The organism is Pseudomonas sp. OA65 (assembly GCF_017498305.1).
In the GTDB taxonomy this organism is placed as follows: domain Bacteria; phylum Pseudomonadota; class Gammaproteobacteria; order Pseudomonadales; family Pseudomonadaceae; genus Aquipseudomonas; species Aquipseudomonas zanjanensis.
Genome location: NZ_JAGDEZ010000031.1, coordinates 15,576 through 41,265, shown reverse-complemented (window position 1 = coordinate 41,265; position 25,690 = coordinate 15,576). Strand labels below are relative to the sequence as shown.

Genomic DNA, 25,690 nt, shown 5'->3' with positions numbered 1-25,690 from the left:
CTGAGGCTTTTCCAATGAAAAAGCTCAGTCCGGAGGAGATCACCGACAAACTGCACCAGGACCATTTTCCTCGGGGTCCAGAACTGGAGCGACTGTCCGATCCAGTCATCGACACCCCGATGCTAGTCACGCTGGAACAGTTGCGGCCCTACGAACACAACCCACGCTTCATCCGCAACCCGCTGTATGACGACATAAAAGCCTCGATTCGTGAACGCGGGCTGGATCAACCACCGCCGATTACCCGCCGCCCGGGAGAAACCTATTTCATCATCCGCAACGGCGGTAATACGCGCTTGGCAATTCTCGGCGAGTTGTGGCAGGAAACCCGCGATGAACGCTTCTTCCGTATTCATTGCCTGTTCCGACCCTGGAGCAGTGAAATCACTGCCCTACTCGGCCATCTGGTTGAAAGCGATCTGCACGGCCAACTCACCTTCATTGAGCGTGCTCTGGCGGTAGCCAAACTCAAAACCATGTTCGAACCAGATGGAGCGACACTCTCGCAACGAGAGCTGGCACGACGTCTTGCCGCTGGGGGCTACCCCATTTCGCAGTCGCACATTAGCCGGATGCTGGACACCCTTGAACATTTATTGCCCGCCATTCCACAAACCCTGTATGCCGGGTTGGGGAAACCAAAAATTGAACGCCTAATTGGTCTGCGTAGCCAGGCTGAAAGAACCTGGAATCGTTATCCAACCGACGCCATCGCTTTTCCCGAGTTTTGGCTCGACACCTTAGGACAATTTGATGCCGACCCAGAGTCCTTCGACATTGAGCAAATCCAGGATGAGTTGCTCGAACGCATGAGTCGCTTACTCGGACAGTCCTACCGCATGTTGGCCCTGGAGCTGGGCGATACCCAACGGGTTATCGGGACGCCCGGCGTTGTCGTCACGCCCCCGGAGAACAACCTTTTGCCAAGCGTCGGTGAGCCCGCAGCCGAGCCTCCCCCCTCCGAGCCGCATTCCAAATCAGCTGAAACCAGGACGCAGACCGAAACAGAGCGAGAGGAGCAGCTCACGCTGCACGAAATAAATGTCGTATCAGAACTGAGCCCTCCGTCACGTGTCCAGCAGATCCGCGAACAGATTGATCGCGCCACTGCCGCCGAACCAGCACAGGCCGTCGAAACCTGTCCGATCGACGACATCTGGATCATCGCACCAACACTGGATACCCCCGAACGACTGCGTTTAGCCATTGCCGGTCTGGCTCGGGAAATGGCGGCCTACGCCGGACATCCCGAGAGCATCATCGACCAGAAACATGGATTGGGCTTCGCCATGAACATCAATCAACTTAATCTTACTGCGCCTCGTGCGGCCGGCGTTCACTTGATGCTCCTGGCTCTACTGCGCGCTCAAGACGAAGTGAGTTGGGAGGATCGCAAGCAACTGCCTTCCGCCCTGTTCGGCCAGTTGCTGCTGGGGGTCTACCAACTCCCACTGATAGATCGTCCGACCATGGACGTAGGACTGGAGCGACTGCCCGACAGCTTGTTAATTAAACTGTATCGCCTGATCCGTCTGGCCCGTCGTCTGATTGACCTAACGCTAAACCATGACGACGATTCACTAAGGGAACTGCCATGAACCTGTCCTTCAATGTGCTCAATCAGGCCATGCTGACCCAGGTCCTTCACGAGTTGCGCCTGGGTAATCTGCAACGCTGCAAAGCACTCGGACTGGGCGAAGAGGACATCTACCTGCTGCAATCATTACCGCCGACCACGCTGTCACGCCTGGCTCATGCCACCGTCCCTTGGGTTGAGGTCAAGATTGACTCGTCGGTGCTGCATCGGTTGATCGACCAGGCCGAGCGCGACGAACAGAACGAGCGCTTGATCAACCGAGCGCTTAAGCTCGGTGCCAGCAGTACCATCATGTATCAGTGCTTCGGCATGGCGCATTCGGAAACCGCGCTGCGTCGACGTCTGCTCAAGATAGAAGCCCGTAAGGGCCGCCCCCAGAACTTGAGCGAAGCGCAGGAACATGCGCTCTGGCAGCGTTGGTGCCAACTACGCGATCAGGCCGGTGCTGAGGATCAGCTCGACGCCATGATGATGTTGGCGGAGGAGCAACAGATCAGCTTGACCATCGTTTGGCAGCAGATCGACCATTACAGCAATGGAACATGAACACTGCCCCTTCCAGTCGCTGGCAGCGTGTTTTGCAGCAATGCACCCAGCAATTAAGTGAACGTTGGCCCGAACGCCCTACCACTGAACAACCCTCCAACCAGGCTCTACAGGTTGCCTTTCTGTTCAGTGGCCAATCTCACGAAGTCGTGCCGCGTCGACTGCTGCTGGATAGTCGGCTAACGCCATTGGAACGGAATGCCTGGCAGGTGTTTCGACTCATGCTGCAAGGCCAGGGCGTGGTCACGCCGCGCTATGAAGATCTGCAACCTTACTTGTCGAGCGTGCCCTACGGTGCGTCAGCCTCTCGTGAAACCATCGCTCGCGTTTTGACGATGCTCCGGCTGACCCGCTGGCTCAGCTTGGTAAGTCGTGGTCGCGATCAGCTCAGCGGGCGCCTACAAGGTTCTCTGTACGTCCTGCACGATGAACCGTTAACCCCCGCCGAAGCCATGGAGCTGGATCAGGATTACCTGGAGCTGGTCGGACACGCCCTCGATCATGCAACCAAGGCTGTGCGAATTGTCGCTCGGCATGTTTTGGAAGAAATTCGTCAGGACACCGATATCGATTTGGGTCGGCTCCCCACCCGGCTCGACAGTTGGGGCGACCATTGGACAAAACAAGGATTGGATAAGGCGCCCGATGAAGCGCTGCACGATTCCGAACTGGGTGGCGACCACCTCGTTCGGAATCGTGCGGGACCCGGTTCGGATTCCGAACCGAGTCCGAGCGCCAATGTTTCCGGCAGCGTTCGGAATCCGAACTCCGCCTGTATTGTATTAAAAGAAAGTATTAGTACGGTACCGCGGGCGACCCCAGCGGTGGATAACCTGCGCTGGCCCGATCTGCTGCAATTGAGTCCAAGCGAACGTCAGGCGGTCACCGTGGCGCTGGGCAAGCTTAAACCAGCGGATCGACAGGCGGTGCTCAACGAAGCGGGGGCGCGATGTGCGGCCGGCGGTATCCGCAAACCCGCGGCGTATCTGATGGGCCTGATCCAGCGGGCGCTGAAAGGCGATTTCCACCCTTGGGCAGGTCAGGCTGAATCGTTACCCATTGCAGAACCGCCACCCGCTCCCCCGCGCCAACTTAGGAAAAAGGGCGAACCCGCCTCTGCCCTCGTCCAAGCGTGCCTGGACGAACTGCGCCAGCTGCGTAGCAAACGCACTGGACGTCAGTAGATTTGATGCCACTGGCATCACTGTCGAGCGTCTCGAAAATCAACCGTCTCGAACCAAATCGAACAGACAGCATTCAGCTTTTCAGCTGTCCTTGACCTTCGTCTGTCGCAACGTTCCCGTCCAAGCCTATGCGAGGACGACACCGTGGCCGATCACTATCAGCTCAACCTGGGCTCATTGCGCAGCAGCATCACCCTGACACTGCATACCCACCACGCCGCCCGAATCTGGCAAGGTCGAACCGCACGCGAAGGCGTCCACTCGATTATGGGTATGGCCGGCTACATCAGCGTCACCAACCTGATCAAACAGGCCGCAGCGCAGGACGACCCCTATGCCGATTGGGCGATCGTGCAGCTCGAAGAAAAATTGATGCAGGCCAAGAATGGGATGCTGGAACTGACCCAGCAGTTGGACCGGATCAGACAAGAGCTGCCGTCGCAGATCGACATGGGCGACAACCTCAACATCCATCCCGTCACCTTACCGTTGTACATCGGCAGCCAACTGGGCTTCCTCGCCGTTTACCTGCTGACTGACTACGACACTTTGGTGCGACATACGCTGTTGGCTCATCACACCGCCTTGATCGGTCGTAGGGACATGGAAGCTTGGATCGACGACGGTGCTCATCTGCTGCGCAGCTTGTTTGGCCAGGCGCAGCGTTATCGGCATGCCGGCGTCACCCGTGATGATATGGCGGCGAATAACGCCCGAGCTCTTGCGGCTATGGAGAAGTTTGGATTACCCCCTATGGACATCCTTGAGGGGCATCGCCGCTCCCAGTTCGCGCCACCCATCATTCGTCGTGGTGCTGTGGCGGTGGATGACGCTGACGCGTTGGCGGAGAACGCGGTAGAGCCATCTGCGACAGTCGATGAGCCGGAGGACGAAGCATGAGTCCCATGATACCGGCTCAACCAATGCCCCTCGAAACACTAACACCGGATGCCTATCGACAGCTCGAACATGCGGCCTCCCTAAAAGGCCTTTTAAAACCTTTTAAGAGTAAGGGGGAGCTGGAATACCTGGCGCAGGTGGCGAGGGAAACCGAGGCGCAGTTACGTCGCCTGATGGAAGCTGTGGTGCAGCAAGCCGGACAGCCCCCTTACTCGCTGCTGGATATTCGATTGGTGCTGCAGAACACCAGTGCGGGCAGCACTTTTTTGCGTTGGCGCACCCGAGACTTCGCTCGTATGGGGGTTGCGGTCTGGGAACGCCAGGTCTCCAACAAGGCCTTGCCGCAAACCGTACACGAGGGATTGCACCGTTTCGAATGCGAGCGCATTGCACTGAACTTGCAGATGAGCGTGGTGCATTCGCTCTACCGTCAGGCTTCAACCTGCGCGATCAAAATGGCCAGCGCCGAACGGCTGCTGCGCCAGTTCACACCAGCAGCGGAGATTTCACGATGAGTACTTTTTTCGTCGGCGAAGGCAACATCGGCAGTGCGCCAGAGTTCCAAGAGTTCCCATCAGGCAATGACGAGCCACGGCGTTTGCTGCGCCTGAATGTGTACTTCGACAACCCTGTGCCACGCGATGGCAGCTATGAGGATCGAGGCGGCTATTGGGCGCCGGTCGAGCTCTGGCACCGCGAGGCTGAACACTGGAGCACGCTGTACCAGAAAGGCATGCGCGTGTTGGTAGAGGGCCGCACCGTGCGCGATGAGTGGGAGGACAGTGAAGATAATGCGCGGGTCACCTTCAAGATCGAGGCGCGTCGTGTCGGCATCCTGCCTCATCGCGTGCAGAACGTGGTCATGCGGGATCGCTCAAGTGAATCAGCCTCGTCTGCGGCTCCCGTCGGGCAGACTACAGACCAGGCCAGCTCGCCTGCGTCGAAGTCCAAAAAGCGCAGAGGGCAGCCACCATCGGCATGACTGACTTGAGGCATAAAAATTGCGCCTTTGCGCGAAGTTCCTGGCCTGTCATTACTAGCTGCTCGCGAAGCACTGTCGTCCACGTGACTACAAGGTAGTAGCCTCGCCCCCAATCAAGACTGCCCTCACCGACTAATATGAGGGACCTGCCATTCAGGTTTCTCATAGCTCGCCACTGCTGTTTCCAACAACGCTGCTCCGAACTCAACCCGGAGCAGCTCTATGCGTCTCTTTCTCTGCGAGAAACCCTCCCAAGGTCGTGACATCGCCAAGGTGCTCGGAGCCAGCCGACGTGGCGATGGTTGCTTGATCGGACCCGAGACGACCGTCACCTGGTGTATCGGTCACCTGCTGGAGACAGCCCCACCTGAAGCCTATGGCGATCAGTACAAAACCTGGTCGTTGGATCATCTACCGATCATTCCCGCGCAGTGGAGGGTTGAGGTCAAACCCAAGACTGTCGCGCAGTTCAAAGTCATCAAACACCTGCTCAGCGAAGCTACCACCGTCGTCATCGCCACCGACGCCGATCGCGAAGGTGAAATGATTGCTCGCGAGTTACTAGAGCTCTGCAACTATCGTGGTTCTGTTGAGCGTCTCTGGTTATCGGCACTCAACGAGGCGTCGATTCGCAAAGCACTGTCCTCGCTGAAGTCTAGTCAGGAGACCTTCCCGCTCTATCACTCAGCCCTCGCCCGCAGCCGCGCCGATTGGCTGATTGGTATGAACCTCAGTCGTTTGTTTACCCTCCTAGGACGGCGGGCGGGCTATGACGGCGTGCTGTCGGTTGGACGCGTCCAAACACCCACTTTGCGCTTGGTGGTTGAACGAGACCGCGCGATTGCCAGCTTCGTCTCAGTGCCGTACTGGGTGGTGGATGTGCACCTGTCTTCAATGGGGCAACCCTTCATCGCGTCGTGGATACCACCCAGCTCAGGACGTGACGAAGCCGGTCGCTGCCTACAGCAGGCGCTTGCCAATCAGACCGTTCAAGCGATTTCTAGCAGCAAGACCGCCACCGTAGGCTCGCTGCAGACTGAGCATTTGCGCGAAGCGCCACCCCTGCCCTTCGACCTGAGCACACTGCAAGAAGTCTGTTCACGCAAGTTGGGACTCGGCGCTCAGGAAACGCTGAACATCGTCCAAGCCTTGTATGAAACCCACAAAGCCACCAGCTATCCGCGCAGCGATTGCCGCTATTTGCCAGAGAGCATGTTTAACGAGGTAGCCGCAGTATTCGATGCCCTGCTCAGAATGGATCCCGCATTACGCCCAGCGCTCAGAAGCATCGATCGATCATTGCGCTCACGAGCATGGAACGATGCCAAGATCACCGCGCACCACGCTATCATCCCCACCACCGAGCCGGCGAACCTTGGGCGGATGTCCGAACAAGAGCGCCAAGTCTACGAACTGATTCGTAGCCACTACCTTGTGCAATTCCTGCCGCATCACGAGTTTGATCGAACCGAGGTCGAACTGGAGTGCGGCGCCGAGTGTTTGACTGCTGTCGGCAAACAGATCCTCGTCCAAGGCTGGAAAGGCTTGCTCTCCGACAGCGCCGAAGACGATGAACCCAGTCAAAAATCCCAGGTGTTGCCCGTCCTACAGCAGGGTACGCGATGCGCAGTGGACAACGTCGAACTCAAATCCATGCGCACCGCTGCTCCCAAACCGCTCACCGAGGGCGATCTTATTAAGGCGATGAAAAATGTGGCCAAGCTGGTCAACGACCCACGCCTGAAACAGAAACTTCGGGACACCACCGGTATCGGCACCGAAGCCACGCGAGCCGGCATTATCAAAGGGTTGATTGATCGCGGTTACTTGTTGAAGAAAAAACGTGCATTAACGGCCTCCGCAGCGGCCCATACACTGATCGAAGCGGTACCCGCAGCAGTCGCGGATCCGGGTATGACAGCGATCTGGGAGCAAGCTCTGGATGAAATCGAAGCGGGACGTCTGACCTTGGATGCATTCGTTGCCAAGCAGGCGCACTGGATAACGCAGCTGATCGCACACTGCGGGGCACTCACCTTGTCGGTACCAGTCGAAGCCGGGCCGGCTTGCCCCAATTGCAATGCCTCAATGCTTAGGCGGAAGGGAAAATCAGGACCGTTCTGGTCATGCTCCCACTACCCGAACTGCAAAGGCACTTTTCCGATCAGCAAAGGGACGCGACACACATGACGCGTGATTGGCGTTCACATGAATCTTGGGGGAGATGTATGGGTCAGTGCATCATCAACGGCGGCTGACCCTTTTCCAAGTCGTCTAGAGGTCGTCCGATTTCACGGGCCAAGGCGATACCTGTCGCAATCCATATTTGCCCCAGTTCGTTGAACGCTTTCAGGTGAGCAGGATCTTCGTTGAGCCAATGAACAAGGCTGTCGAGGTGTGCGGGGTTATCAGGGCAATCATGGATCTTGATGAACAGCTCCAGTGTTCGATCCCAGATCAGGTCCATGACGTTCTCGCGCTGCTCATCCATGCTCAACCTTTCCTCCCTTTGCCCGTATCAGGCCGCTCAGTCTCGCTGGTCACTTCGGCCTCTGATTCCTGGAGGAATAGATGTCACGTCGCGACAAACAGCTATTTCAGTCAATATAACAACCCTAGAAGTCGATACTCAACCGTTAAGGATGTTCATGTCAATGGGTCTTTGCTCAACCATTCGGGTTGAATTGGAGAACTCATCACTTGGCATATAAACATCCAACCCAAGCCCAAATCGGGCGCATGATCGCGAAGCACCGAACTCAGCGTAATCTGACCCAGGAAGAGGTGGCTGAACGCCTGGGGATCGGCAGCGAAGCCATCTCGCGCCTTGAGCGGGGTGTGGTGGAGCTTTCCGTGGTCAAGCTGATGCAACTGGCGGACATCTTCGATTGCCGGATGGATGAACTGCTGACGGAGTCGAGCAGTCGCCCCAACGACCAGGGCCAGATGATCGCGGGTCTGCTGAGCGGCCTTCAAGAAAGCGACCGTGCCTTTATCCTGACGACCGTCGAACAGCTGGCCGCTCATCTCAGTAGCAAAATAACCTCTTAGCACACTGGCTTGACGTCCTCCCACCCGCTCTGCTGTAGTGCCTCAGGATCATCGCTTACGGCGACCCAAGACCGATTCGCTCCGGGTAGCTCGGTCGGACTCTCAGAGTTCGGAGCCCTCTCTTCTGCGGAATTTCATTCCCGTTTGTGCACGACCTGATCGTGGTGGCGGATGACCGCTGTTGCCTCTGCCAGGCAACAGCGGTCATCCGCCACGGCTATCATATTCAGTCCCGGAGCCCACCGGGGAAACACTGGGCACCCTTTGTGCGCGGATGCGTGCCAGCGTATTCCGACCCAGGCCACGATAAGGGTCGGTTGGCGAATCATGGCGCAGTCAAACCAAGTTTTGCGAGGAGCTTGTAGACTGCGTCAGACCGCCTAAGGTGGCTTTTTTATTCCTCGCCTGGCACCCGCCAGGCCCGCTCTTCATTTTTTTCAGTCCAATAATGTCCACTGTATTCCGGCTATAAAAAATCAGCTTTCGGCGTCTTGACGCTCTCCTGTGACAGGCTTATACAAAGGGCGTGGTTCGCTGTCGTTGACAGCCCAGCCCAGGTAGCTTGAACCTTCAAGGCTACGCCACGCTTGTGGTGGTTTACCCAAGTGCGATCAGCATTCGGAGGCTCGCACGATTACCGCTTCAGCGGTGATGAATGCCTACTACCCTAGATCCGCAGACCTGCTGCCGATTTCTCCTCTGCTGCACCGCTATTTTCCAGACGCATCGTTCTGATCGTCATCGGCTTACCGGTGACGAGTCGTTCATCGTTCGCCTTCACCTCACTCACCCTGACGGGGCTCACTTCCCCGTTAGGGGCTGTGCGTCGCCGTTTTCCCTTGAAATAGGAGAACCACCATGGCCCACGCCAACCAATCCCAAGAAGCGACCACTTACTTCAATCTGCACACTGTCGGTATCGGCTACCTCAACCGTGTTCGTGAAGTACAAGTCCGCCGCGGTCAGCCGTTCATGGCCTGCGATATCGCGGCTCTGCACGGTGCCACTGATGCGGTCGAGTACACCCGCTTCGACTGCAAAGTCGCTGGAGGCGAAGCTGAACGCTTGATTCGTCTCTATATGGACGCCGTCAGAGCCGAGAAAAAGGTCTTGCTGTCGTTCCGTATCGGCGATCTGTGGATTGACCCATTTCTCTATGAGAAAGGCGATAAACAAGGCCAGCCGGGTGCCAGCCTGAAAGGTCGGCTGCTGTACATCGACTGGATCAAGGTCAACGGCACGTTCGAATACAAAGCGCCTGCCAGGCAGGAGGCAACAGCACCTGCTGAGCAAACGCCAAACAGTGAGCCATCCCCAACGTCGGCTGATGCCGAAGCTGAGGATACCGACAACCCAACAGAGACCAGGATCAAACCTGAATCTGCACCCACTCCCCGCACAGCCCGCCGTGTTGCCACACGCACTGTTCAGTCCGCCTGAACACAATCCCCGATGTTTTACATCAAGGCGCTCAATCGAGCGCCTTTCTTCAATCCGCACAGGAGAACCCACATGGAATCCTTCTGGCTTTGCGACGATTGCCTGTTCGCTGCGGCTTACGAGGACTACAGCACGTTATCGCTCTACTACACGACGGATGAAATCGAGAAACGCATCGCCGGTCTCCATCGCGGGCTGGTTCGGCTAATGCCCATCAGTGCCGACTTCGACCCCGAAACTGGCCGTGGCATAAGAACCTTCTCCCCATTGCCCTGCGACGGTTGCGATTCACACCTGCACGGACAACGCCACCGATTCACTCGGTTGTAAACAGCGCGTCATTGCGCAATGCCCGTCATTCTAAATCCACCTCGGGGACACCACTCCCCTCGAGTGTGTACCCCCGGATTGTTCCCTTCGGAGGTACGCCATGAGCACCCCACTCACCCTGATTGAAACCTCGGATGTCGAGGCTGATTGTATCGCCCAGGAAAACCAGCTGATCGACGAAGCGCTGCACATCCTGGATCGTCGGCTGTTCACCCGCGGCCCCGGCCTGACTTCACCTGACACCGTGGCCTCGTACCTAAAACTGCATATTGCGCCACAAGAGCATGAGGTTTTCGGTGTAATTTTTCTCGATGCCCGCCATCGCGTTCTGGCATTCGAAATCCTCTTTCACGGAAGCATCGATGGCGCCAGCGTTTATCCCCGCCAAGTCGTCAAGCGCTCCCTCGCACGTAACGCAGCTGCTGCCATTTTTGTTCATAACCACCCCTCGGGATGTACGGAACCCAGCCAGGCAGATCGCGTCTTGACCGCACGGTTGAAGGAGGCCTTGGCGTTGATCGAGGTTCACGTACTGGATCACTTCATCGTGGGTGAAGGTCGCCCACTTTCTCTTGCCGAATACGGTTGGCTTTAACCCTTACAGGCGCCTTCGGGCGCCTTGTTCATTTTCATCCTGGAGAATACTCATGAACTCCACTACCCAAACCCCAGACATGCTGGGGGCCTCAAACCCATTCGTCCGCGGCTATGACAATCTATCAATCGAACGGCTGCTACTGATCACCTACGCAAACGACTGCCCTCCCTGCTTTCGCTCCATACACGACTCACAAGCTCATCTACTCGACGATGCGCTGGAACTGTTCTTCTGCCTGTTCAACGACGACTTCGCTCTGATCAGCGAGGGTCAGGCCATTCCGGATGAATTGTATGAACACTTCCAGTCCACCGGGCTGGTGCGGCAAGTGATCTATGCCGTGACTGGCGAAATGCTTAACGAACGACATCATGTCGGTGACCTTTACTCCTTGGAAGAAGCCCAAGCCATGGTCCATCGTTTGAGCTTCGACACAAGACACTACAGTCGAGCCTGGGAGATCAGCACCGCACACCTCACCGAAGAGGCATTGCGCTACTTGGAATACCGGGCTGGCCGTTTCAACGCTGGAGCAACAGGACTGCTGTTTGAACCCTTCGCCCTGAGAGACTGCAATGGCCTCGGGTGTAAGCTGATCGGCACGCCCTGGACCGACGAAAATCTGATGAAGATTGAGGGCAGTTCTTACACATCGCTGAGGCAGGAGCAGCTCGACGCTGGCACACCGGAAGCCCTGGTCAACGTACTGTATCTGGGCGGCATTGGCGGATGTGAGGTTGTTGATCTTCGACCCCGACGCTGCCGTCTTGGATGGGCTCGCGATTTTTGATGGATAGCAACGCGTTCAGCGTTAACACGATCCACCTTGAATCGACTTCCTCACTGAATCGCTCCTTCACCTCATGTCAGGTTCTGCACTGAATCTGACATGAGGTTTTTTCCATGGAGCGTTTTTTCACGCCTGTCTGCCTGCTGGGCTTGTTGAGTGCCTGCACGGCGCAAATCCCAACCCCATTGCCGACTAAGCCAGAGATTGACAGTAGCTCCAATCGGCCCCAGTTGTCGCGGAGCCGGGCCGACGAAAGCCATCCGTCAGAGCTCCGCTATGGCCGCTATACGCTGGTCAGCACCGAGCCCACCACGGAGCAACGTGATCTTCTCGCTCAAATCATTGACGTGAGCATTCCGTCCAACCTGAATCCTTCGGGACAGGAAGCGATGCACTACGTGCTGCAGCGCTCAGGTTATTCGCTCTGCCCTGCTGCCGAACCAGTAAAGATACTGTTTACCCGGCCTCTGCCCGCCGCCCATTACCGGCTCGGCCCGATTTCACTTCGCAACGCGCTACAAGTACTGGCTGGCCCCGCCTGGCAACTCACGATCGATGAGGTCAGCCGTTCGGTCTGCTTCGAACGGCAAAAAAATGATGCTGCCGTCGTGCGGCTCGCACCCAGCGCGACCCATCAGCCGGAGGCACGCCCATGAAAGCCACGACGTTTCAAACCCTCATTGTCGGCTCACTTTGCCTGGCGGTCTCCGGGCTGAGTGGTGGTTTGTATAACCAGTATCAACGCGTGATCGAGCTGGAAAATGAGAACGCCCAACGCCTACAGACCCTGGATACCCTGCAACGTGATTCAAGCACCTTCTTGGATGCACAGGAGAAGCTGCAGTACGCACTGAAAGACCTGAAGCAGATGGTCGATACCGGTGAGCAACAGGCCAATACCCTCGATCCGATGTTGGATCAATGGGCGCAAGAGATACAGGAACTACGCGACGGTCTGGCAGACCGTGCCACCGAAGCCGACATGATCGCGCTACGCGCGCGACTTGAGCACGTCGAGCAGCAACTCCTGGACCTCAAAAGCCAGCCACCACTCCCACCACCGACGCCTTCCTCGGCCAAGCCGAAAAAAACGCTCAGCCCAAGCCTGCCCCGCTCCTGCCGCCATTTTCAGTGTTGAGCGTGGAGTCCCGCGGTGGCGAGCGCTTTCTGGCGGTTGCACCTCCTGACAGTCGCTCGCTCAATGATATCCAGTTGCTGCACAACGGCGAGCAGTTCGGCACATGGCAACTGAAGGTGCTGGAGCCGAACGCGGCTATCTTCGCGGTGACCGCTCACCCAGACCAGACCGTGCACCTCCCTTGAGAAGCGATCATGAACAGAGCTCCGCTGAGCCCCATCATCTGTTTCATTTCATTGCTGAGCACGGGCGCTGCGCTGGGCAACCCCGTCACGACACCGTCACGGACCCAGGACACGCAGTCTGCTCCGCTGGAGCGTTCGCACTCTGAACAGGCGGCAAGCTGGGGTCTGACGGAGCAGGAGTGGACACGCTTCGAACAGATCCAAGCCGGCCCGCGTGGTTACTGGAGCCCGAATCTCGATCCGCTGACTGCACTCGGCGTCGAAGCAGAGAAAGACCAAGAGCGTCAGCGCTATGCCGAGTTGCAGGTAGCGCTGGAAGCCAAACGTGCCGAGCGCGAGTTGGCTTACCAAAACGCCTACACCGCAGCTTGGGCCAAGCTGTTTCCTGGACTGTTGCCGATTCAGGGTATGGCATCCCCGCCCCCTGCCAGCTCATCGGTAGAGCCGCGCCAAGCTCTGTTTGTCGAGGACCACTGCCCAGCGTGCACCGCTGAAGCGCAGCGTCTGCAAAGCAGTGATACGGCGTTTGATATTTACCTGGTGGGCAGCCAGGGCGAGGATGAACGCGTCCGTCGCTGGGCTCGGCAAGCGGACATCGATCCGGCCAAGGTGCAGCGCCGGCAGATTACCCTGAACCATGACCGAGGTCGCTGGTTCAGCCTGGGTGCTGCGGGGCCATTGCCCGTCACATTTCAGCAGGTGAACGGACAATGGCAACGTCTCGATTGATTGCTATTGCGCTCCTGCTGACGGTGCACGCCGTCCGGGCAGACGAACTTCCGCCTCCGGCTTATCAACTGGCAGCGCATGACGCCAACATCCCTTCCACGGTGTTGTTCGCGATTGCCCTGCAGGAGAGTGGCGCCCGCCTCCGTGGTCGACTGCTGCCCTGGCCCTGGACGCTGAATATTGCCGGTAGCCCTTACCGTTTCGCCAATCGTCAGACCGCCTGTCACGCCTTGCTTCAGGCGCTTGCTCAGTATGACGCCAAGCGGGTCGATGCCGGGCTTGGGCAAATCAACCTGGGTTATCACGGACAGCATTTTTCCAGTCCCTGCGAAGCCCTCGAACCCTACCGCAATCTGGCCGTAACTGCCGCGCTGCTGCAAGAGCATCACGCCGTCACCGGTGATTGGATGTCAGCCGCTGGCCGCTATCACCGCCCGGCAGGAGGAACGCCGGCCGCGCGTTACCGCGCCGGCTTTTCCCGACAACTCGAACGGCTGCAGGTTTCCTTTAAACAGGGCACACCACCATGAAGCGAATTCCCAGTGCGTATTACTTTGCCGTGCTCTTGGCTGCGCTCGCCCAGCCGGGACTGTCGTTTGCAGAAGTTCAGCCTGGCGGTTTCACCCGCTCCCAGTTTGAAGCTTCCAGGCCGCCAATAAACAACAAGACCCAGCCTGCTCGGGCCAGACATGCGGACCTATCTGCATTTGCCGATGAGACCTGGATACTGCCCGTGCGCAGCTCTCACTTGAGCCCAGGCCAAATCACAACCCGCACCCTGGACATGCCGGGCTTGCAGCCATTTTTCCTGGTCGGGGAGGATCTCCAATCGTTGGCTTGGCTGCATCAGCGTGCGACTGAACTGCAAGAAATGGGGGCGGTCGGCCTCGCCGTCGAAGTGACCGATACTGAAGCCCTGGCCCGAATTCGAGCAGCCGCGCCGGGCATCACCATCCTGCCGGTCAACGGCAACGACATCGCCTCTCGCCTGAAAATTGAGCACTACCCTGTCTTAATCACAGCCACCTCACTGGAACAGTGAGTCTGGGTCGTGGCCGAGCATGCGATGGAGTCCAAACTCCGGCCCGCAGTCGAGCTGTATACCGTGGCGATCTGCGTCGCCGCGGCGGTGTTATGCGTGTATTCGCCCTGGGCCGTGGCCCTATCACCCGAGATCGGTCTGATTGCGGCTCTGGCCTATGCCCTGTTCGGTTTGATCCGCCTCCGACAAGCTTGGGAGGTGTTGCGCTATCGGCGCAATATCCGCCGGCTGCCTCGCTACGAGCTGACCAGCCGGCAGATTCCGGTGAGTCGCAAACGTCTGTTCATGGGCCGCGGCTTTCGCTGGACCCGCCTGCACACCCAGCGCTTGGTCGAGGCCCAGGATCCGGCCGTCGCTCACTACGTCGACCAACCGACCCGTTACCGCCTGGCACGTGGACTCGAACGTCGCCTAGAACATGCACCGTTTCCGCTCTCAACACTGACCCGTGTCACGGCCTGGGACAGCGCCTTTAATCCGTTGCGCCCTTTGCCTCCGGTAGGAGGCTCTCCACTGCTGCATGGGGTCGAGCCAGATGAAACAGAGGTCAGCCTGCCGCTGGGCGAACGGGTGGGTCACACGCTGGTGCTTGGTACTACCCGTGTCGGCAAAACCCGGCTCGCGGAGGTGTACATAACCCAGGACATTCATCGTATCGAACACGAGGTCGTCATTGTCTTCGATCCGAAGGGCGATGCCGATTTGCTCAAACGCATGTACGTCGAAGCCAAACGCGCCGGTCGAGAAAAGGAATTCTATGTTTTCCATCTAGGCTGGCCGGAGATCTCCGCCCGCTACAACGCCGTGGGACGTTTCGGGCGAATCTCGGAAGTGGCGTCGCGCATCGCTGGGCAGCTCAGTGGCGAAGGTAACTCGGCGGCGTTTCGCGAGTTCGCCTGGCGTTTCGTCAACATCATCGCCCGCGCTCTGATCGAGCTGGGCCGACGTCCGGACTACCTGCAGATCCAACGACATGTGGTCAACATCGACGCACTGTTCATCGAATACGCCCAGCAGTTTTTCGCCAAGACCGACCCGAAGGCGTGGGAAGTGATCGTCCAGCTTGAAGGTAAGCTCACCGAGAAGAACATCCCCCGACACATGGTGGGACGCGAAAAGCGGGTAGTGGCTATCGAGCAATATCTGGCGGCAAAACGGGTATTTGATCCGGTGCTGGACGGATTGCGCTCGGCGGTACGATATGACCGTACTTACTTCGACAAAATCGTTGCCTCGCTACTGCCGCTGCTGGAAAAACTCACCACCGGCAAGACCGCCCAACTACTGGCGCCCAACTACACCGATTTAGAGGATCCGCGGCCAATCTTCGACTGGATGCAGATCATCCGAAAACGCGGCATCGTTTATGTCGGTCTGGATGCACTGACCGACGCCGAGGTGGCCGCCGCGGTGGGCAACTCCATGTTCGCCGACTTGGTCTCGGTTGCGGGCCACATCTACAAACATGGCATTGACCACGGCCTGCCCGCATCACGCAGCGGCAGTGACAAGCTCCCGATTAACCTGCATGCCGATGAGTTCAACGAGTTGATGGGTGATGAGTTCATTCCGCTAATCAACAAAGGCGGTGGCGCCGGCATCCAGGTGACGGCCTACACCCAAACCCTCAGTGATATCGAAGCACGCATTGGTAACCGCGCCAAAGCCGGCCAGGTGATTGGTAACTTCAATACCTTGCAGATGCTCCGCGTACGCGAAACCGCCACCGCGGAGCTGCTCACCCAGCAGTTGCCCAAGGTCAACGTGCTAACCAGAACCCTGGTATCGGGTGCAACCGACACCTCCGATCCAGAAGCCAATACCGACTTCACGTCCTCCTCGCAGGACCGCGTCAGTAGCGCCAGCGTGCCGTTGATCGAACCGGCTCACATCGTCAGTTTGCCCAAGGGCCAAATGTTCTCCTTCCACGCCGGTGGCCAGCTCTGGAAAGTCCGCATGCCGTTGCCAAAATCCTCCAACGACGACGCAATGCCCAAGGACCTGCACGAGCTTACTCAACGGATGCGGGCGGTTTACAACGAGCAGGCGGGGCAATGGTGGAGCGCAAGCGGTGGTGCGCCAACAATTGACTTCGATTTAGACCAGGTGGGGTAATCCTGACTTAGGTTCAAATTCAGCAACCACACCGGAAAGCGCCATGACGGCATTAACTCGGCGGCATGCAATGGAGTGAACGATGGCGACTTCCGCCCAGAACATGCCACCACAACCGATCCAGCGTACCGGACTGATCATCTCGACGATCAGCCTGGTATTGCGCGTCATCGGTTTGCTAATCGCCTCTTTGCTATTCTCGATCCTGATCGAGTTCGCTGGTTTGCTGCTGTTCTGGGGTGATCAGGGCTGGCGGCATAGTCAGGCCATGCTAAACAGTGAGTTAGGCTGGCTCAGCGAGCACTTCAAATGTTCACTGCTCATCCAACAGCCTGGGCCAACGATTATCCAGTGGCTGGATTTAATCAATCAGTGGCTACTGGTCAAAACTGGCTTTGCAGATTTTGCCCAGCAGGCGCGGGTATCGAGCATGGGTAACAGCTTCTGGGGGTGGATCAACCAGCTATACGTGAGCATTGAAGATTTCGTGCTGGCGGCGGTGTATGTGACCTTTACCTTCGTGGTGCGCCTGACCATTCTGGTTCTGGCCACACCCTTGTTTCTGCTGGCCTCTCTCACCGGTTTTATCGATGGCCTGATGCGTCGCGACCTGCGCAAATTTGGTGCTGGACGAGAGAGTAGCTTCGTCTATCACCGCGCTAAACGAGGAGTGATACCGCTATTGCTTGTGCCCTGGATTATCTACCTATCCCTGCCCTTTTCGCTCAATCCTATGGTTGTATTTTTGCCTTGTGCCGTAATGTTTGGCATTACAGTAGCAATCACGGCAACGACATTTAAGAAGTATCTCTGAAGATGGGTGCAGAAGTAGGACCAAGATTCGCACTGAGGATTCAGCATCCTCAGTAGCAAAAAAGGGCCCTTGCAAAGCCCTGATCAAGCCGATCTTACTGAGTACGCCACGACTCTACGACGTCCGCGCCAAACTCGACTTTCCATTCTTTCAACTGGCGATGGTTACCTCCCTTGGTTTGGATCAGCTCACCAGAGTTCGGATTTTTGTAAATTTTTACATCGCGAGCTTTACGAGCTGGCTTTACAGGGGCTGCTATCGGTGCCGAGGAACGACGGCCAGCCTCTGGGTCCAGGATGCTAATGATGTTCTTCAAGCTGAAGCCGTACTCGCCAAGCAATGCCCGCAATTTACTCTCAAACTCCATTTCTTTTTTCAAGCCGGAATCACTTTTCATCGACTCAAGCTCTGCGAGCTGTTCGGCGAGTTGTTGCTCAAGCTTACGAAATTCAGCCAAACGAGACATATGAAAACTTCCTTCAGGTGAGAGTAATGAGAAACGAACATTCCAATGCTAAGCGATGATTCGCTCTTCGTCACCCATATTGCTTATGCATGAGCCGACCCACTCATTGCCTCATGAAAAACACATCTTTTTTGGACTGAGAGCTGTCTGAGCCCTCTTTTGTGCCGAATCGATTGCCGATGTATGTGCGTGTAAACCTATTCGGTTCTCCCCCCAAAAAGGCGATACATCCTACCTCGCGTTTAATGCTGAATAATTCGCCCCCTGACTTGATTCTGCTCCCAGCTCCATGCGGGACAGGATCATGTCGACTACCATCTTTCGCTGCTTACTACTCTCGCTAGCTATCGTTCACGGCAGTAGCTATGCCGACTCGGCTCATGAGCAGGATCAACTCAGCCTTATCCAGCGGCAACTCGACACGCTCGAACATCTTGCAACGCGAGCTGAGGTAGCCAGCACGGCTGAACCCGACGATCGCTATCGCTTCGACTATCCCCGCCTAATTCAAGACATCCAGCGCATCCGCAAAGGTGTTCGGAATTACCTATCCCCGTCCCGTGCTCAGCCCCGCGAGCCCGATGAGCTGGTCGGTGATTACCGCCTCGATGCTCCGATTGCGGAGCCCTCGCCATGAGCATGACTGACACTCAGATCGCAGCATTCCAAACCGCTGCGGGCTTCGCACCACAGAGCAGTTCAACGTTGTGGCTGTCCATGGTTCTGGTTCTGGCTTTGCTTTGGTGCGCCTGGGTGATGTGGACGGCCTACCGGGGTTGGGCGGCTGGCAGTGTGCGTTTCGGAGCCTTCGGCGGTAGCGCCGTCCGCGTTTTGCTCGCCCTACTCGTTCTGATGTTCTTCACCCTGTCCTAATCCAGGAGATCGCCGCCATGCTCAAGTGTTTTGTCCCTCTGAAAAACAACCTGCGTGATCGTGCGACCCAACGCTTGATCGGACTGCTGCTGGTGCTCGGTCCAAGCCTGGCTTTCGCCGAACTCCCCACCATGGAAGCGCCTTCGCGCGGGGAAGGATCCGGGTTGATCGAGACGATCAAAAACTACGCCTACGACGGCGGCATCCTGCTCGGTCTGCTGATCGCTCTGCTCGCGTTTCTCGGCGTGGCCTGGCACTCCCTGACCGTCTATGCCGACGTGCAGAACCAGCGCAAGACCTGGAAGGACCTCGGCGCCGTGGTAGGCATCGGCGCCTTGCTGGTGGTGATCATTATCTGGTTCTTAACCAAGGCTGCCGCAATTCTGTGAGGCCGACATGAACGACACTATCGAACGCCTTGCCGACGGCACCTTAGTGTTTCTGCCTGAGCGACTCAATCGTGATCCTGCCGTGTTGCGCGGTTTGACTAATGATGAGATGTGGGTAGCGCTCGGTACCGGCGCAACCATTGGGCTGGTGCTGGGAGTTCCTCTGGCGATTGCCACCACTTCTATTGCCGTGGCGCCAACCAGCATGATCGCAGGCATGGCGGTAGTGTTATTGGCCGGTGGGGCGCTACTACATCGGGCCAAACGAGCCCGCCCCGAAACCTGGTTGTACCGCAAAATCGAATGGGTCCTCGCCAGCCGTTGGCGCCTGGGTCGCGGAAGTTTGATCCTTCACTCCGGCGCCTGGACGGTTCGCCGCTCGCGTCGGCTGCGCCCTGCTCTGTCCCGGTGGCAGCGATGAGCCGCTTTCGAAACAAGGTCGATGCCCAACAGGCGCATATCTTCAGCCTGCGTTTGGCGGTAATGATCCTTGCCCTGGTCTGTGCCGGGCTCTGGTACGGCTGGCGTTCGGCACCGACCGATCTGACCGTGCATGTACCCCCAGATCTGCGCTCGGGCAGCACGCGCAAGTGGTGGGATATCCCCTCAGAGAATGTCTATGCCTTTGCCCTGTACATCTTTGGCCAGCTCAACCGCTGGCCCTCGGATGGCGAGCAAGATTATCGCCGCGCCATCTATGGCTTGCAGTCCTACCTGACACCTGCCTGCAAGGCCTTCCTCGACGGCGACTACGAATACCGCAAGGCCGCCGGTGAACTGCGCCAGCGAGTGCGCGGGGTCTACGAAATTCTGGGCCGCGGTTACAGCGAAGATCCAGAACTCAGGGTCAAGCAACTCGACCGCGACAGCTGGCTGGTCACCCTCGACCTCAACGCTGATGAATATTACGCCGCGGAACCGGTGAAACGGGTGGTGGTGCGCTATCCATTACGCGTGGTGCGTTTTGATCTGGACCCCGAACGCAATAAGTGGGGGCTGGCACTGGACTGTTATCAGGGCACGCCGCAAAAAATCGCTCTGCCTGGAGGTGAGCCATGACGCGGATTTCTACCCTGGGGCTCACCATCGCACTGATGCTATGGGGAGTTGCAGCACAGGCCGTCGAGTTGATGCGCTGGGAACGCCTTCCTCTCGCGGTGCCACTAGTAATCAATCAGGAGCGGGTGGTCTTTGTCGATGAGGCTGTTCGCGTCGGAGTGCCCTCAACCCTGACGGGCAAGCTGCGTGTGCAATCAACTGGCGGCACGCTGTACCTGCGCGCGTCGGAGGCCATCGCCCCGACCCGCCTACATCTGCAATCTGTCGCGACGGGAGAGATCATCCTCTTGGACATTGCAGCCACGCCTGGCGATCAACCGCTGGAACCCGTGCGTATTCTCAAGAATGCTCAGGAGCAGCCTACCGAGGCTGAATCCAGCACCGTCCCTGCTCCAGAACGTACGCCAATCCCAGTCGCTTTGACGCGCTACGCCGCGCAAAGCCTGTACGCACCTCTACGCACCGTGGAGTCCCTGCCCGGCGTACGTCGCGTCCCGCTAAAGCTGCGCACAGAACTGCCAACCCTGCTGCCGACCGAAAACGTGTCCAGCACGCCCGTCGCCGCCTGGCAACTCGGAGACTACTGGGTTACAGCAGTGAAGTTGCGCAACCGTGGCTCAGCGACGGTGCAACTCGATCCGCGTTGGCTACGGGCCAAGCTATTCGCCGCGGCATTCCAGCACACCTTCCTCGGACCTGTCGGCAGCGCCGAAGACACTACGGTTGCCTACCTCGTCACCCGCGGCGCCGGTCTTGAACATGCCGTGCAGCTCCTGCCTGTTTCGGAAGGTGCCGACGATGAAAGCTAACGCCTTACTTAAATGGCTAGTACCAGCTGTGCTGCTGGGCGTGGCTTTCATCATCCTGAAAACCTGGATAGCGGGTAGTACCTCCCCTCCAGAGCACCCAGTTGATCAGGACAATATTCAGTTATCCGCCGAGCAAGCCAAGTCGCTCGGTGTTGCGGGTGACACTCCACGCGATACGGTCGCCACCTTGATCGGCCAAGTGAAGGCCATGCGTAGCGACATGCTCGGTTTGAAGAAACACAACGATTCGCTGCTGGCGGAAAACAATCGCCTGCGGGACAGGGAAAACAGTGTTGACTCGCGAATCCAGACGGCGCTTGGCAGTGTGACCCAACAGGTCGACGAAGGCCGCCGACAAGCTAACGAAGCCCGACTCAAAGCAGAACAAGACAGTCGTCAGGCTCGCGGTCTGCTGACGCAGTTGCAGGAACAGTTGTCGGGGCTGACCGGCAAAGACAAGGATATGCCGATTGGACTGGGGCTTGAACCGAGCGACGGTGCTCAGTTCGAAGGGCAGCATTCTGCCAATGATGCACTGCAGTGGATCGAGCCCTCGGATGCTTTGCCCACCGACACTCAGGGCAAAACCAAGACCGTGTCCGCACTGAGTCTGCCTACCGCCTTCAACTCACTGGAGGGTTTGAAGGACAATGCCACCGACCGCAGCCAGAAGCAGTTACGCGAGGTCACCAAGAGTGAACGAGACCTGACACGCTCCGCGGATCGTACCGAAGGCGCGAAGCCGGTCTACACCATTCCCGAAAACGCGACGCTGATGGGCTCGGTCGCGATGACCGCGCTGATCGGCCGAATCCCGGTGGACGGCACCGTGAATGATCCCTATCCCTTCAAAGTGCTGGTGGGCCCGGAGAACCTGACCGCCAACGGCATCGATCTGCCGGATGTTGCGGGCGCTGTAATGAGCGGCACGGCGTCCGGTGACTGGACCCTGTCTTGCGTACGCGGACAGGTCGAGTCAATCACCTTTGTGTTCACCGATGGCACCATCCGCACGGTGCCTCAGCCGAAGGCGGTAGCCAGCCGCAATGCCTCCACCACCCAGAGCTCGAACACCGACAAGATTCGTGGCGGACTCGGTTACCTGTCCGATCCGTATGGCATTCCTTGCATTGCCGGTGAGCGCCGCTCGAACGCTCAGCAATACCTCGGCAGCCAGAGCCTGATTACTGCGGCCGGCGCCGGTGTCGCCGCCTTGCTCGGGGATGAGGAGAACAACAGCAGCGTAATCAGTTCGGGCGGCAGTACGCTCGGAGTCACCAGCAGCAGTGGTAATAGCGCGCTGAATTCAATTCTCAGTGGGGGGGTCAGCGACATCCGTGAGTGGATCAACAAACTCTATGGCGAAGCCTTTGCTGCCGTATACGTGCAACCGGCCGCCCAAGTCGCGCTGCACCTCGACCATGAGATTACCATCGACTACGAGCCTAAGGGCCGGAGCGTTCGCCATGAAAAAGACCACGTTTCTCTGCCTGACCTGGATTAGCGTGTTTTCCTTGGTCCTGACAGGGTGTTCCACTGACAAGGAGACGCTGCTGCCCCATGGCGCGCAAACCATGCTGGACATCTGGAACGGTGCCGGGTCGCAAGGCACTCAGCAGCAACTGCTGGATGCTCGGCAGCAGTTACGCCGCCCGCTGGCTGAGGTGGATTTCTCCGCTTCTCTCCAAGAACCGTACACGCGTACATCGGAGAACGAGATCCATAATCTGTTCCCTCGCCTACCCAATCCCGATCTGGTGCTGTACGTGTATCCGCATTTGAGTGGTACCGAGCAGGCACCGGTCCCGGGTTACTCGACCGTTTTTCCGTTTTACCAACGGGTGCAGTACGCATTGCCGGGTGAACGTCAGGAAGACTTGTAATGCGTACCGGCGACTCGGGCAACCGCGCTTCTGCGTGGAAAGCCTGGCGCCACCCACTGCGCCCTCGTGCCACCTTGGCCGATGAAGCTGCACTGTATGCACACAGCCCCAGCTTCACCGACCATCTGCCTTGGGTCGAATACCTCGACACCGAGCACTGTTTTCTCCTGGATGACAATCGCTCGGTGGGAGCGGTGTTCGAGTTACTGCCCATCGGCACCGAAGGGCGCGAACCCGATTGGCTAATGGCCGCCCGCGATGCCCTCGAAGACGCCTTGCAAGATAGCTTTGACGAACTGGATCAAGCGCCTTGGGTGGCGCAGTTTTTCTGCCAGGACGACAACGACTTCACCCCCTACCTGACTCGACTCACCAATTATATTCAGGACCGAGCGCGAGGCACGGTTTTTACCGAAGCCTATTTGGAACTCAGCCGCCATCATCTGAGGGCCATCGCCAAGCCGGGAGGTCTGTTCGAGGACAAGGCCGTCACGCGCCTGCCCTGGCGCGGCAATAATCGACGGGTGCGCCTAGTGATCTATCGCTGGCTTGAGGATTGCATTGAGGAGATGGGACTTACCCCGGTGCAATCCCTGCAACAGGCTTGCGAACGAATAGTGGCTTCGTTGCAGGCATGCGGGGTGCAATCGGCGCGAGTCGATGGCCACGGTCTGTATGCTTGGTTGTTGCCCTGGTTCAATCCGGCGCCCAGGCTCACGGATGAAGCGCCCGAGGATTTCTACCAATGCGCGGCCTATCCGGAGTCAAGTGATGGCGAGTCGCTGGAGTTACCCTTCGATCACGACTTCGCCGAGCGGCTGTTTTTCAACGAACCGCGTTCGGATGTGCAACAGGGACATTGGTACTTCGATGGACAACCCCATCGGGTCATGGTGGTGGACAAACTGCGGCGGCCTCCCTTGATTGGTCAACTCACTGGTGAAACTCGCAAGGGCGACGCGGTGAATGCGCTGTTCGACCAGTTACCCGAAGGCACGGTGATGAGTCTGACCCTAGTGGTCAAACCCCAAGATGTGCTCGAGGAGCAGCTGAACCGTCTGGCGCGCAAAGCCATTGGTGAAAACCTGGCCTCGACCCAGACCCGCCAGGATGTTGAAGAGGCTCGCGCGATCATCGGCCGTCAGCACAAGCTATACCGGGGCACCCTAGCATTTTACGTGCGCGGTCATGATGAACAGCAATTGCACCAGCGATCGGTCAGCCTGGCCAACGCGCTGTTGGGTGCGGGGCTACAACCGGTACGTGAAGGCGATGAAGTCGCCGCGTGCAACAGTTACCTGCGTTGGCTGCCGATGACTTACAACCCGGCCCGCGACACACGCAACTGGTACACACGCCTGATGTTCGCTCAACACTTGGCAAACCTAGTTCCCGTGTGGGGCCGCAGTACCGGCACCGGCCACCCGGGCATCACCCTGTTCAATCGTGGCGGCTCGCCGTTGAGCTTTGATCCGTTGTCACGTCTGGACCGGGCCATGAACGGCCATCTACTGTTGTTCGGCCCCACCGGTGCCGGCAAGTCGGCGACCCTGGTGACCCTGTTGATGCAGGTCATGGCGGTGTACCGCCCTCGCTTGTTTATCGTCGAGGCCGGTAACTCATTCGGCTTGCAGGGCGACTACTTCGCAACCCAGGGCTTGTCGGTCAATAAGGTCCAATTGAAACCAGGTGCCTCGGTCAGCCTTGCCCCCTTTGCCGATGCTTGGCGTCTTGTCGAGCAACCGGATCAGATGGCAAGTCTGTCGATCGACGAATGGGACGATGAGGCGATAGCCAGTCGTGAGGACCAGCGCGATGTTCTCGGCGAGTTGGAAATCACTGCCAGACTGATGATCACCGGTGGCGAGGCCAAGGAAGAAGCCCGCCTGAGTCGAGCCGATCGCAGCTTGATCCGCGAGTGCATCCTTGATGCCGCGCAGACCTGTGTCGCAGCGAACCACCAGGTGCTGACCCGCGACGTGCGCGACGCGTTGCTGCGTGTCGCCGCCGACCCGCACCTGCCAGAGAAACGTCGCGAGCGTGCCCAGGAAATGGGCGAGTCCATCGACCTGTTCTGCCAGGGCTTCGAGGGAGAATTGTTCAATCGCGAGGGCACGCCTTGGCCCGAGAGCGACGTGACCATCGTCGACCTAGCCACCTATGCTCGTGAAGGTTACGAGGCCCAGATGTCCATCAGCTACATCAGCCTGATGAACACTGTGAATAACCTTGCCGAGCGCGACCAGTACCTGGGCCGACCGATCATCATGGTCACCGACGAGGGCCATATCATCACCAAGAACCCGCTGCTGGCGCCCTTCGTGGTCAAGGGCACAAAGATGTGGCGCAAGCTCGGCGCCTGGTTCTGGCTGGCGACGCAAAACCTTGCCGACTTCCCCACTGCTGCGCAGACCATGCTCAACATGATCGAATGGTGGATTTGTTTGAACATGCCACCGGCGGAAATCGAAGAAATCGCTCGCTTCAAGAAACTCACGCCGGCACAGAAAGCCTTGTTGCTCTCCGCCAGCAAGGAGCCGGGCAAATACACCGAGGGGGTCGTGCTGTCGAAAAAACTCGAAACGCTGTTTAGAGCCGTGCCGCCCAGTCTTTATCTCGCCCTGGCCATGACGGAGCCGGAGGAAAAAGCCGAGCGTTGGAAATTGATGCAGGACAACGGTTGCTCGGAGCTGGAAGCAGCCTACTGGGTGGCTGAGAGGATCGATCGAATCAGAGGAATAGAGCCGGTATAGCGATTGCATCAGACCGG

The 25,690-nt window shown here is 58.0% G+C and carries 28 protein-coding genes and 2 pseudogenes; 28 read left to right on the top strand and 2 right to left on the bottom strand.

The genetic code is table 11. The annotated features are described in order from the left end of the window. The first annotated feature begins 14 nt into the window (after window positions 1-14). The 7 genes from J3361_RS22035 to J3361_RS22005 all read left to right on the top strand — a co-directional run bounded on the left by J3361_RS22035 (window position 15) and on the right by J3361_RS22005 (window position 7,399). Entirely contained in the window at window positions 15-1,598 is a 1,584-nt protein-coding gene (locus J3361_RS22035; protein ID WP_207966309.1) for a ParB family protein, read from the top strand. Beyond that, window positions 1,595-2,143 (top strand): DUF2857 domain-containing protein, encoded by a 549-nt coding sequence (locus tag J3361_RS22030; RefSeq protein ID WP_207966308.1) that lies wholly within the window; start codon window positions 1,595-1,597, stop codon window positions 2,141-2,143. Before J3361_RS22035 ends, J3361_RS22030 begins: the two co-directional genes overlap by 4 nt. Continuing rightward, on the top strand, window positions 2,140-3,327 hold the full coding sequence (locus J3361_RS22025; protein ID WP_207966307.1) for an STY4528 family pathogenicity island replication protein: 1,188 nt from the start codon (window positions 2,140-2,142) through the stop codon (window positions 3,325-3,327). The genes J3361_RS22030 and J3361_RS22025 overlap by 4 nt, the downstream gene beginning before the upstream one ends. Before the next feature lie 144 nt (window positions 3,328-3,471). Then, complete coding sequence (locus J3361_RS22020; protein ID WP_207966306.1) at window positions 3,472-4,227, top strand: PFL_4669 family integrating conjugative element protein; 756 nt, start codon at window positions 3,472-3,474, stop codon at window positions 4,225-4,227. Next, entirely contained in the window at window positions 4,224-4,742 is a 519-nt protein-coding gene (locus J3361_RS22015) for a DUF3158 family protein (RefSeq protein WP_207966305.1), read from the top strand. Before J3361_RS22020 ends, J3361_RS22015 begins: the two co-directional genes overlap by 4 nt. After that, window positions 4,739-5,209, top strand: coding sequence for a single-stranded DNA-binding protein (locus tag J3361_RS22010; RefSeq protein ID WP_027912502.1), 471 nt, complete (start codon window positions 4,739-4,741; stop codon window positions 5,207-5,209). The genes J3361_RS22015 and J3361_RS22010 overlap by 4 nt, the downstream gene beginning before the upstream one ends. 222 nt (window positions 5,210-5,431) lie before the next feature. After that, window positions 5,432-7,399: a DNA topoisomerase III gene (locus tag J3361_RS22005; protein WP_207966304.1), complete on the top strand. Its 1,968-nt coding sequence runs from the start codon at window positions 5,432-5,434 to the stop codon at window positions 7,397-7,399. Window positions 7,400-7,442: 43 nt separating this feature from the next. Here the strand turns inward: J3361_RS22005 and J3361_RS22000 are convergent, their stop codons facing one another. After that, a complete protein-coding gene (locus J3361_RS22000) occupies window positions 7,443-7,700 on the bottom strand; it encodes a hypothetical protein (protein WP_207966303.1) in 258 nt (85 codons plus the stop codon). Between the two features lie 209 nt (window positions 7,701-7,909). On the opposite strand from J3361_RS22000, the gene J3361_RS21995 reads away from it, so the two are divergent. The 12 genes and pseudogenes from J3361_RS21995 (at window position 7,910) to J3361_RS21940 (ending at window position 17,441) form a co-directional block, all read left to right on the top strand. Beyond that, a complete protein-coding gene (locus tag J3361_RS21995) occupies window positions 7,910-8,260 on the top strand; it encodes a helix-turn-helix transcriptional regulator (protein WP_207966302.1) in 351 nt (116 codons plus the stop codon). Window positions 8,261-9,118: 858 nt separating this feature from the next. Beyond that, on the top strand, window positions 9,119-9,700 hold the full coding sequence (locus J3361_RS21990; RefSeq protein WP_207966301.1) for an STY4534 family ICE replication protein: 582 nt from the start codon (window positions 9,119-9,121) through the stop codon (window positions 9,698-9,700). Window positions 9,701-9,772: 72 nt separating this feature from the next. Further along, on the top strand, window positions 9,773-10,030 hold the full coding sequence (locus J3361_RS21985; protein WP_207966300.1) for a hypothetical protein: 258 nt from the start codon (window positions 9,773-9,775) through the stop codon (window positions 10,028-10,030). 100 nt (window positions 10,031-10,130) lie between these two features. Continuing rightward, a complete protein-coding gene (radC, locus tag J3361_RS21980; protein ID WP_207966299.1) occupies window positions 10,131-10,625 on the top strand; it encodes a DNA repair protein RadC in 495 nt (164 codons plus the stop codon). Window positions 10,626-10,677: 52 nt separating this feature from the next. Continuing rightward, window positions 10,678-11,425: pseudogene (locus J3361_RS21975) on the top strand (ABC transporter substrate-binding protein). A gap of 106 nt (window positions 11,426-11,531) precedes the next feature. Further along, entirely contained in the window at window positions 11,532-12,074 is a 543-nt protein-coding gene (locus J3361_RS21970) for a PilL N-terminal domain-containing protein (RefSeq protein WP_207966298.1), read from the top strand. Next, a pseudogene (locus J3361_RS21965) lies at window positions 12,071-12,741 on the top strand (chemotaxis protein). The gene J3361_RS21970 and the pseudogene J3361_RS21965 overlap by 4 nt, the downstream one beginning before the upstream one ends. A gap of 9 nt (window positions 12,742-12,750) precedes the next feature. Continuing rightward, window positions 12,751-13,470 carry a TIGR03759 family integrating conjugative element protein gene (locus tag J3361_RS21960; RefSeq protein ID WP_207966297.1) on the top strand — a complete coding sequence of 240 codons (720 nt, stop codon included), beginning with the start codon at window positions 12,751-12,753 and terminating at the stop codon, window positions 13,468-13,470. Beyond that, window positions 13,452-14,000 (top strand): lytic transglycosylase, encoded by a 549-nt coding sequence (locus tag J3361_RS21955; RefSeq protein ID WP_207966296.1) that lies wholly within the window; start codon window positions 13,452-13,454, stop codon window positions 13,998-14,000. Before J3361_RS21960 ends, J3361_RS21955 begins: the two co-directional genes overlap by 19 nt. Next, the gene (locus tag J3361_RS21950) at window positions 13,997-14,512 is read left to right on the top strand and encodes an integrating conjugative element protein (protein WP_207966295.1); all 516 of its coding nucleotides are present in this window, start codon (window positions 13,997-13,999) and stop codon (window positions 14,510-14,512) included. The genes J3361_RS21955 and J3361_RS21950 overlap by 4 nt, the downstream gene beginning before the upstream one ends. A gap of 9 nt (window positions 14,513-14,521) precedes the next feature. Continuing rightward, the gene (gene traD, locus J3361_RS21945) at window positions 14,522-16,627 is read left to right on the top strand and encodes a type IV conjugative transfer system coupling protein TraD (RefSeq protein WP_207966294.1); all 2,106 of its coding nucleotides are present in this window, start codon (window positions 14,522-14,524) and stop codon (window positions 16,625-16,627) included. A gap of 82 nt (window positions 16,628-16,709) precedes the next feature. After that, window positions 16,710-17,441: a TIGR03747 family integrating conjugative element membrane protein gene (locus tag J3361_RS21940; protein ID WP_207966293.1), complete on the top strand. Its 732-nt coding sequence runs from the start codon at window positions 16,710-16,712 to the stop codon at window positions 17,439-17,441. Between the two features lie 94 nt (window positions 17,442-17,535). Here J3361_RS21940 and J3361_RS21935 read toward each other — a convergent pair whose 3' ends face one another. Beyond that, window positions 17,536-17,907: a histone-like nucleoid-structuring protein, MvaT/MvaU family gene (locus J3361_RS21935; RefSeq protein ID WP_027912517.1), complete on the bottom strand. Its 372-nt coding sequence runs from the start codon at window positions 17,905-17,907 to the stop codon at window positions 17,536-17,538. Window positions 17,908-18,211: 304 nt separating this feature from the next. Between J3361_RS21935 and J3361_RS21930 the strand changes: the two genes are divergently transcribed. From J3361_RS21930 to J3361_RS21890, 9 genes are read left to right on the top strand one after another with little or no spacing between them, the layout of a single operon-like run. After that, the gene (locus J3361_RS21930; protein ID WP_207966292.1) at window positions 18,212-18,544 is read left to right on the top strand and encodes an RAQPRD family integrative conjugative element protein; all 333 of its coding nucleotides are present in this window, start codon (window positions 18,212-18,214) and stop codon (window positions 18,542-18,544) included. Then, window positions 18,541-18,780, top strand: a complete 240-nt coding sequence (locus tag J3361_RS21925; protein ID WP_207966291.1) for a TIGR03758 family integrating conjugative element protein — start codon at window positions 18,541-18,543, stop codon at window positions 18,778-18,780. Before J3361_RS21930 ends, J3361_RS21925 begins: the two co-directional genes overlap by 4 nt. 17 nt (window positions 18,781-18,797) lie before the next feature. Then, a complete protein-coding gene (locus J3361_RS21920) occupies window positions 18,798-19,169 on the top strand; it encodes a TIGR03745 family integrating conjugative element membrane protein (RefSeq protein ID WP_207966290.1) in 372 nt (123 codons plus the stop codon). Window positions 19,170-19,176: 7 nt separating this feature from the next. Continuing rightward, window positions 19,177-19,590, top strand: a complete 414-nt coding sequence (locus J3361_RS21915) for a TIGR03750 family conjugal transfer protein (RefSeq protein ID WP_207966289.1) — start codon at window positions 19,177-19,179, stop codon at window positions 19,588-19,590. Beyond that, a complete protein-coding gene (locus J3361_RS21910) occupies window positions 19,587-20,228 on the top strand; it encodes a PFL_4703 family integrating conjugative element protein (RefSeq protein ID WP_054070113.1) in 642 nt (213 codons plus the stop codon). Before J3361_RS21915 ends, J3361_RS21910 begins: the two co-directional genes overlap by 4 nt. Beyond that, complete coding sequence (locus J3361_RS21905; RefSeq protein WP_207966288.1) at window positions 20,225-21,037, top strand: TIGR03749 family integrating conjugative element protein; 813 nt, start codon at window positions 20,225-20,227, stop codon at window positions 21,035-21,037. The genes J3361_RS21910 and J3361_RS21905 overlap by 4 nt, the downstream gene beginning before the upstream one ends. After that, window positions 21,027-22,541: a TIGR03752 family integrating conjugative element protein gene (locus J3361_RS21900; protein WP_207966287.1), complete on the top strand. Its 1,515-nt coding sequence runs from the start codon at window positions 21,027-21,029 to the stop codon at window positions 22,539-22,541. The genes J3361_RS21905 and J3361_RS21900 overlap by 11 nt, the downstream gene beginning before the upstream one ends. Then, window positions 22,504-22,920: a TIGR03751 family conjugal transfer lipoprotein gene (locus J3361_RS21895; RefSeq protein ID WP_207966286.1), complete on the top strand. Its 417-nt coding sequence runs from the start codon at window positions 22,504-22,506 to the stop codon at window positions 22,918-22,920. Before J3361_RS21900 ends, J3361_RS21895 begins: the two co-directional genes overlap by 38 nt. Continuing rightward, on the top strand, window positions 22,920-25,673 hold the full coding sequence (locus J3361_RS21890; RefSeq protein WP_207966285.1) for a conjugative transfer ATPase: 2,754 nt from the start codon (window positions 22,920-22,922) through the stop codon (window positions 25,671-25,673). Before J3361_RS21895 ends, J3361_RS21890 begins: the two co-directional genes overlap by 1 nt. Window positions 25,674-25,690 lie beyond the last annotated feature (17 nt).

What these genes read in the sequence shown, in the direction of transcription:
- J3361_RS21985 (WP_207966300.1), top strand. Translation starts at nt 9,773, where the DNA reads ATGGAATCCTTCTGGCTTTGCGACGATTGCCTGTTCGCTGCGGCTTAC.
- J3361_RS22030 (WP_207966308.1), top strand. Translation starts at nt 1,595, where the DNA reads ATGAACCTGTCCTTCAATGTGCTCAATCAGGCCATGCTGACCCAGGTC.
- J3361_RS22000 (WP_207966303.1), bottom strand. Translation starts at nt 7,700, where the DNA reads ATGGATGAGCAGCGCGAGAACGTCATGGACCTGATCTGGGATCGAACA.
- J3361_RS22035 (WP_207966309.1), top strand. Translation starts at nt 15, where the DNA reads ATGAAAAAGCTCAGTCCGGAGGAGATCACCGACAAACTGCACCAGGAC.
- J3361_RS21960 (WP_207966297.1), top strand. Translation starts at nt 12,751, where the DNA reads ATGAACAGAGCTCCGCTGAGCCCCATCATCTGTTTCATTTCATTGCTG.
- J3361_RS21940 (WP_207966293.1), top strand. Translation starts at nt 16,710, where the DNA reads ATGGCGACTTCCGCCCAGAACATGCCACCACAACCGATCCAGCGTACC.
- J3361_RS21955 (WP_207966296.1), top strand. Translation starts at nt 13,452, where the DNA reads ATGGCAACGTCTCGATTGATTGCTATTGCGCTCCTGCTGACGGTGCAC.
- J3361_RS21990 (WP_207966301.1), top strand. Translation starts at nt 9,119, where the DNA reads ATGGCCCACGCCAACCAATCCCAAGAAGCGACCACTTACTTCAATCTG.
- J3361_RS22015 (WP_207966305.1), top strand. Translation starts at nt 4,224, where the DNA reads ATGAGTCCCATGATACCGGCTCAACCAATGCCCCTCGAAACACTAACA.
- J3361_RS22005 (WP_207966304.1), top strand. Translation starts at nt 5,432, where the DNA reads ATGCGTCTCTTTCTCTGCGAGAAACCCTCCCAAGGTCGTGACATCGCC.
- J3361_RS21905 (WP_207966288.1), top strand. Translation starts at nt 20,225, where the DNA reads ATGACGCGGATTTCTACCCTGGGGCTCACCATCGCACTGATGCTATGG.
- J3361_RS21970 (WP_207966298.1), top strand. Translation starts at nt 11,532, where the DNA reads ATGGAGCGTTTTTTCACGCCTGTCTGCCTGCTGGGCTTGTTGAGTGCC.
- J3361_RS21890 (WP_207966285.1), top strand. Translation starts at nt 22,920, where the DNA reads ATGCGTACCGGCGACTCGGGCAACCGCGCTTCTGCGTGGAAAGCCTGG.
- J3361_RS21920 (WP_207966290.1), top strand. Translation starts at nt 18,798, where the DNA reads ATGCTCAAGTGTTTTGTCCCTCTGAAAAACAACCTGCGTGATCGTGCG.
- J3361_RS22025 (WP_207966307.1), top strand. Translation starts at nt 2,140, where the DNA reads ATGAACACTGCCCCTTCCAGTCGCTGGCAGCGTGTTTTGCAGCAATGC.
- J3361_RS21950 (WP_207966295.1), top strand. Translation starts at nt 13,997, where the DNA reads ATGAAGCGAATTCCCAGTGCGTATTACTTTGCCGTGCTCTTGGCTGCG.
- J3361_RS21935 (WP_027912517.1), bottom strand. Translation starts at nt 17,907, where the DNA reads ATGTCTCGTTTGGCTGAATTTCGTAAGCTTGAGCAACAACTCGCCGAA.
- J3361_RS21915 (WP_207966289.1), top strand. Translation starts at nt 19,177, where the DNA reads ATGAACGACACTATCGAACGCCTTGCCGACGGCACCTTAGTGTTTCTG.
- J3361_RS21900 (WP_207966287.1), top strand. Translation starts at nt 21,027, where the DNA reads ATGAAAGCTAACGCCTTACTTAAATGGCTAGTACCAGCTGTGCTGCTG.
- J3361_RS22010 (WP_027912502.1), top strand. Translation starts at nt 4,739, where the DNA reads ATGAGTACTTTTTTCGTCGGCGAAGGCAACATCGGCAGTGCGCCAGAG.
- radC (WP_207966299.1), top strand. Translation starts at nt 10,131, where the DNA reads ATGAGCACCCCACTCACCCTGATTGAAACCTCGGATGTCGAGGCTGAT.
- J3361_RS21910 (WP_054070113.1), top strand. Translation starts at nt 19,587, where the DNA reads ATGAGCCGCTTTCGAAACAAGGTCGATGCCCAACAGGCGCATATCTTC.
- J3361_RS21895 (WP_207966286.1), top strand. Translation starts at nt 22,504, where the DNA reads ATGAAAAAGACCACGTTTCTCTGCCTGACCTGGATTAGCGTGTTTTCC.
- J3361_RS21925 (WP_207966291.1), top strand. Translation starts at nt 18,541, where the DNA reads ATGAGCATGACTGACACTCAGATCGCAGCATTCCAAACCGCTGCGGGC.
- J3361_RS21930 (WP_207966292.1), top strand. Translation starts at nt 18,212, where the DNA reads ATGTCGACTACCATCTTTCGCTGCTTACTACTCTCGCTAGCTATCGTT.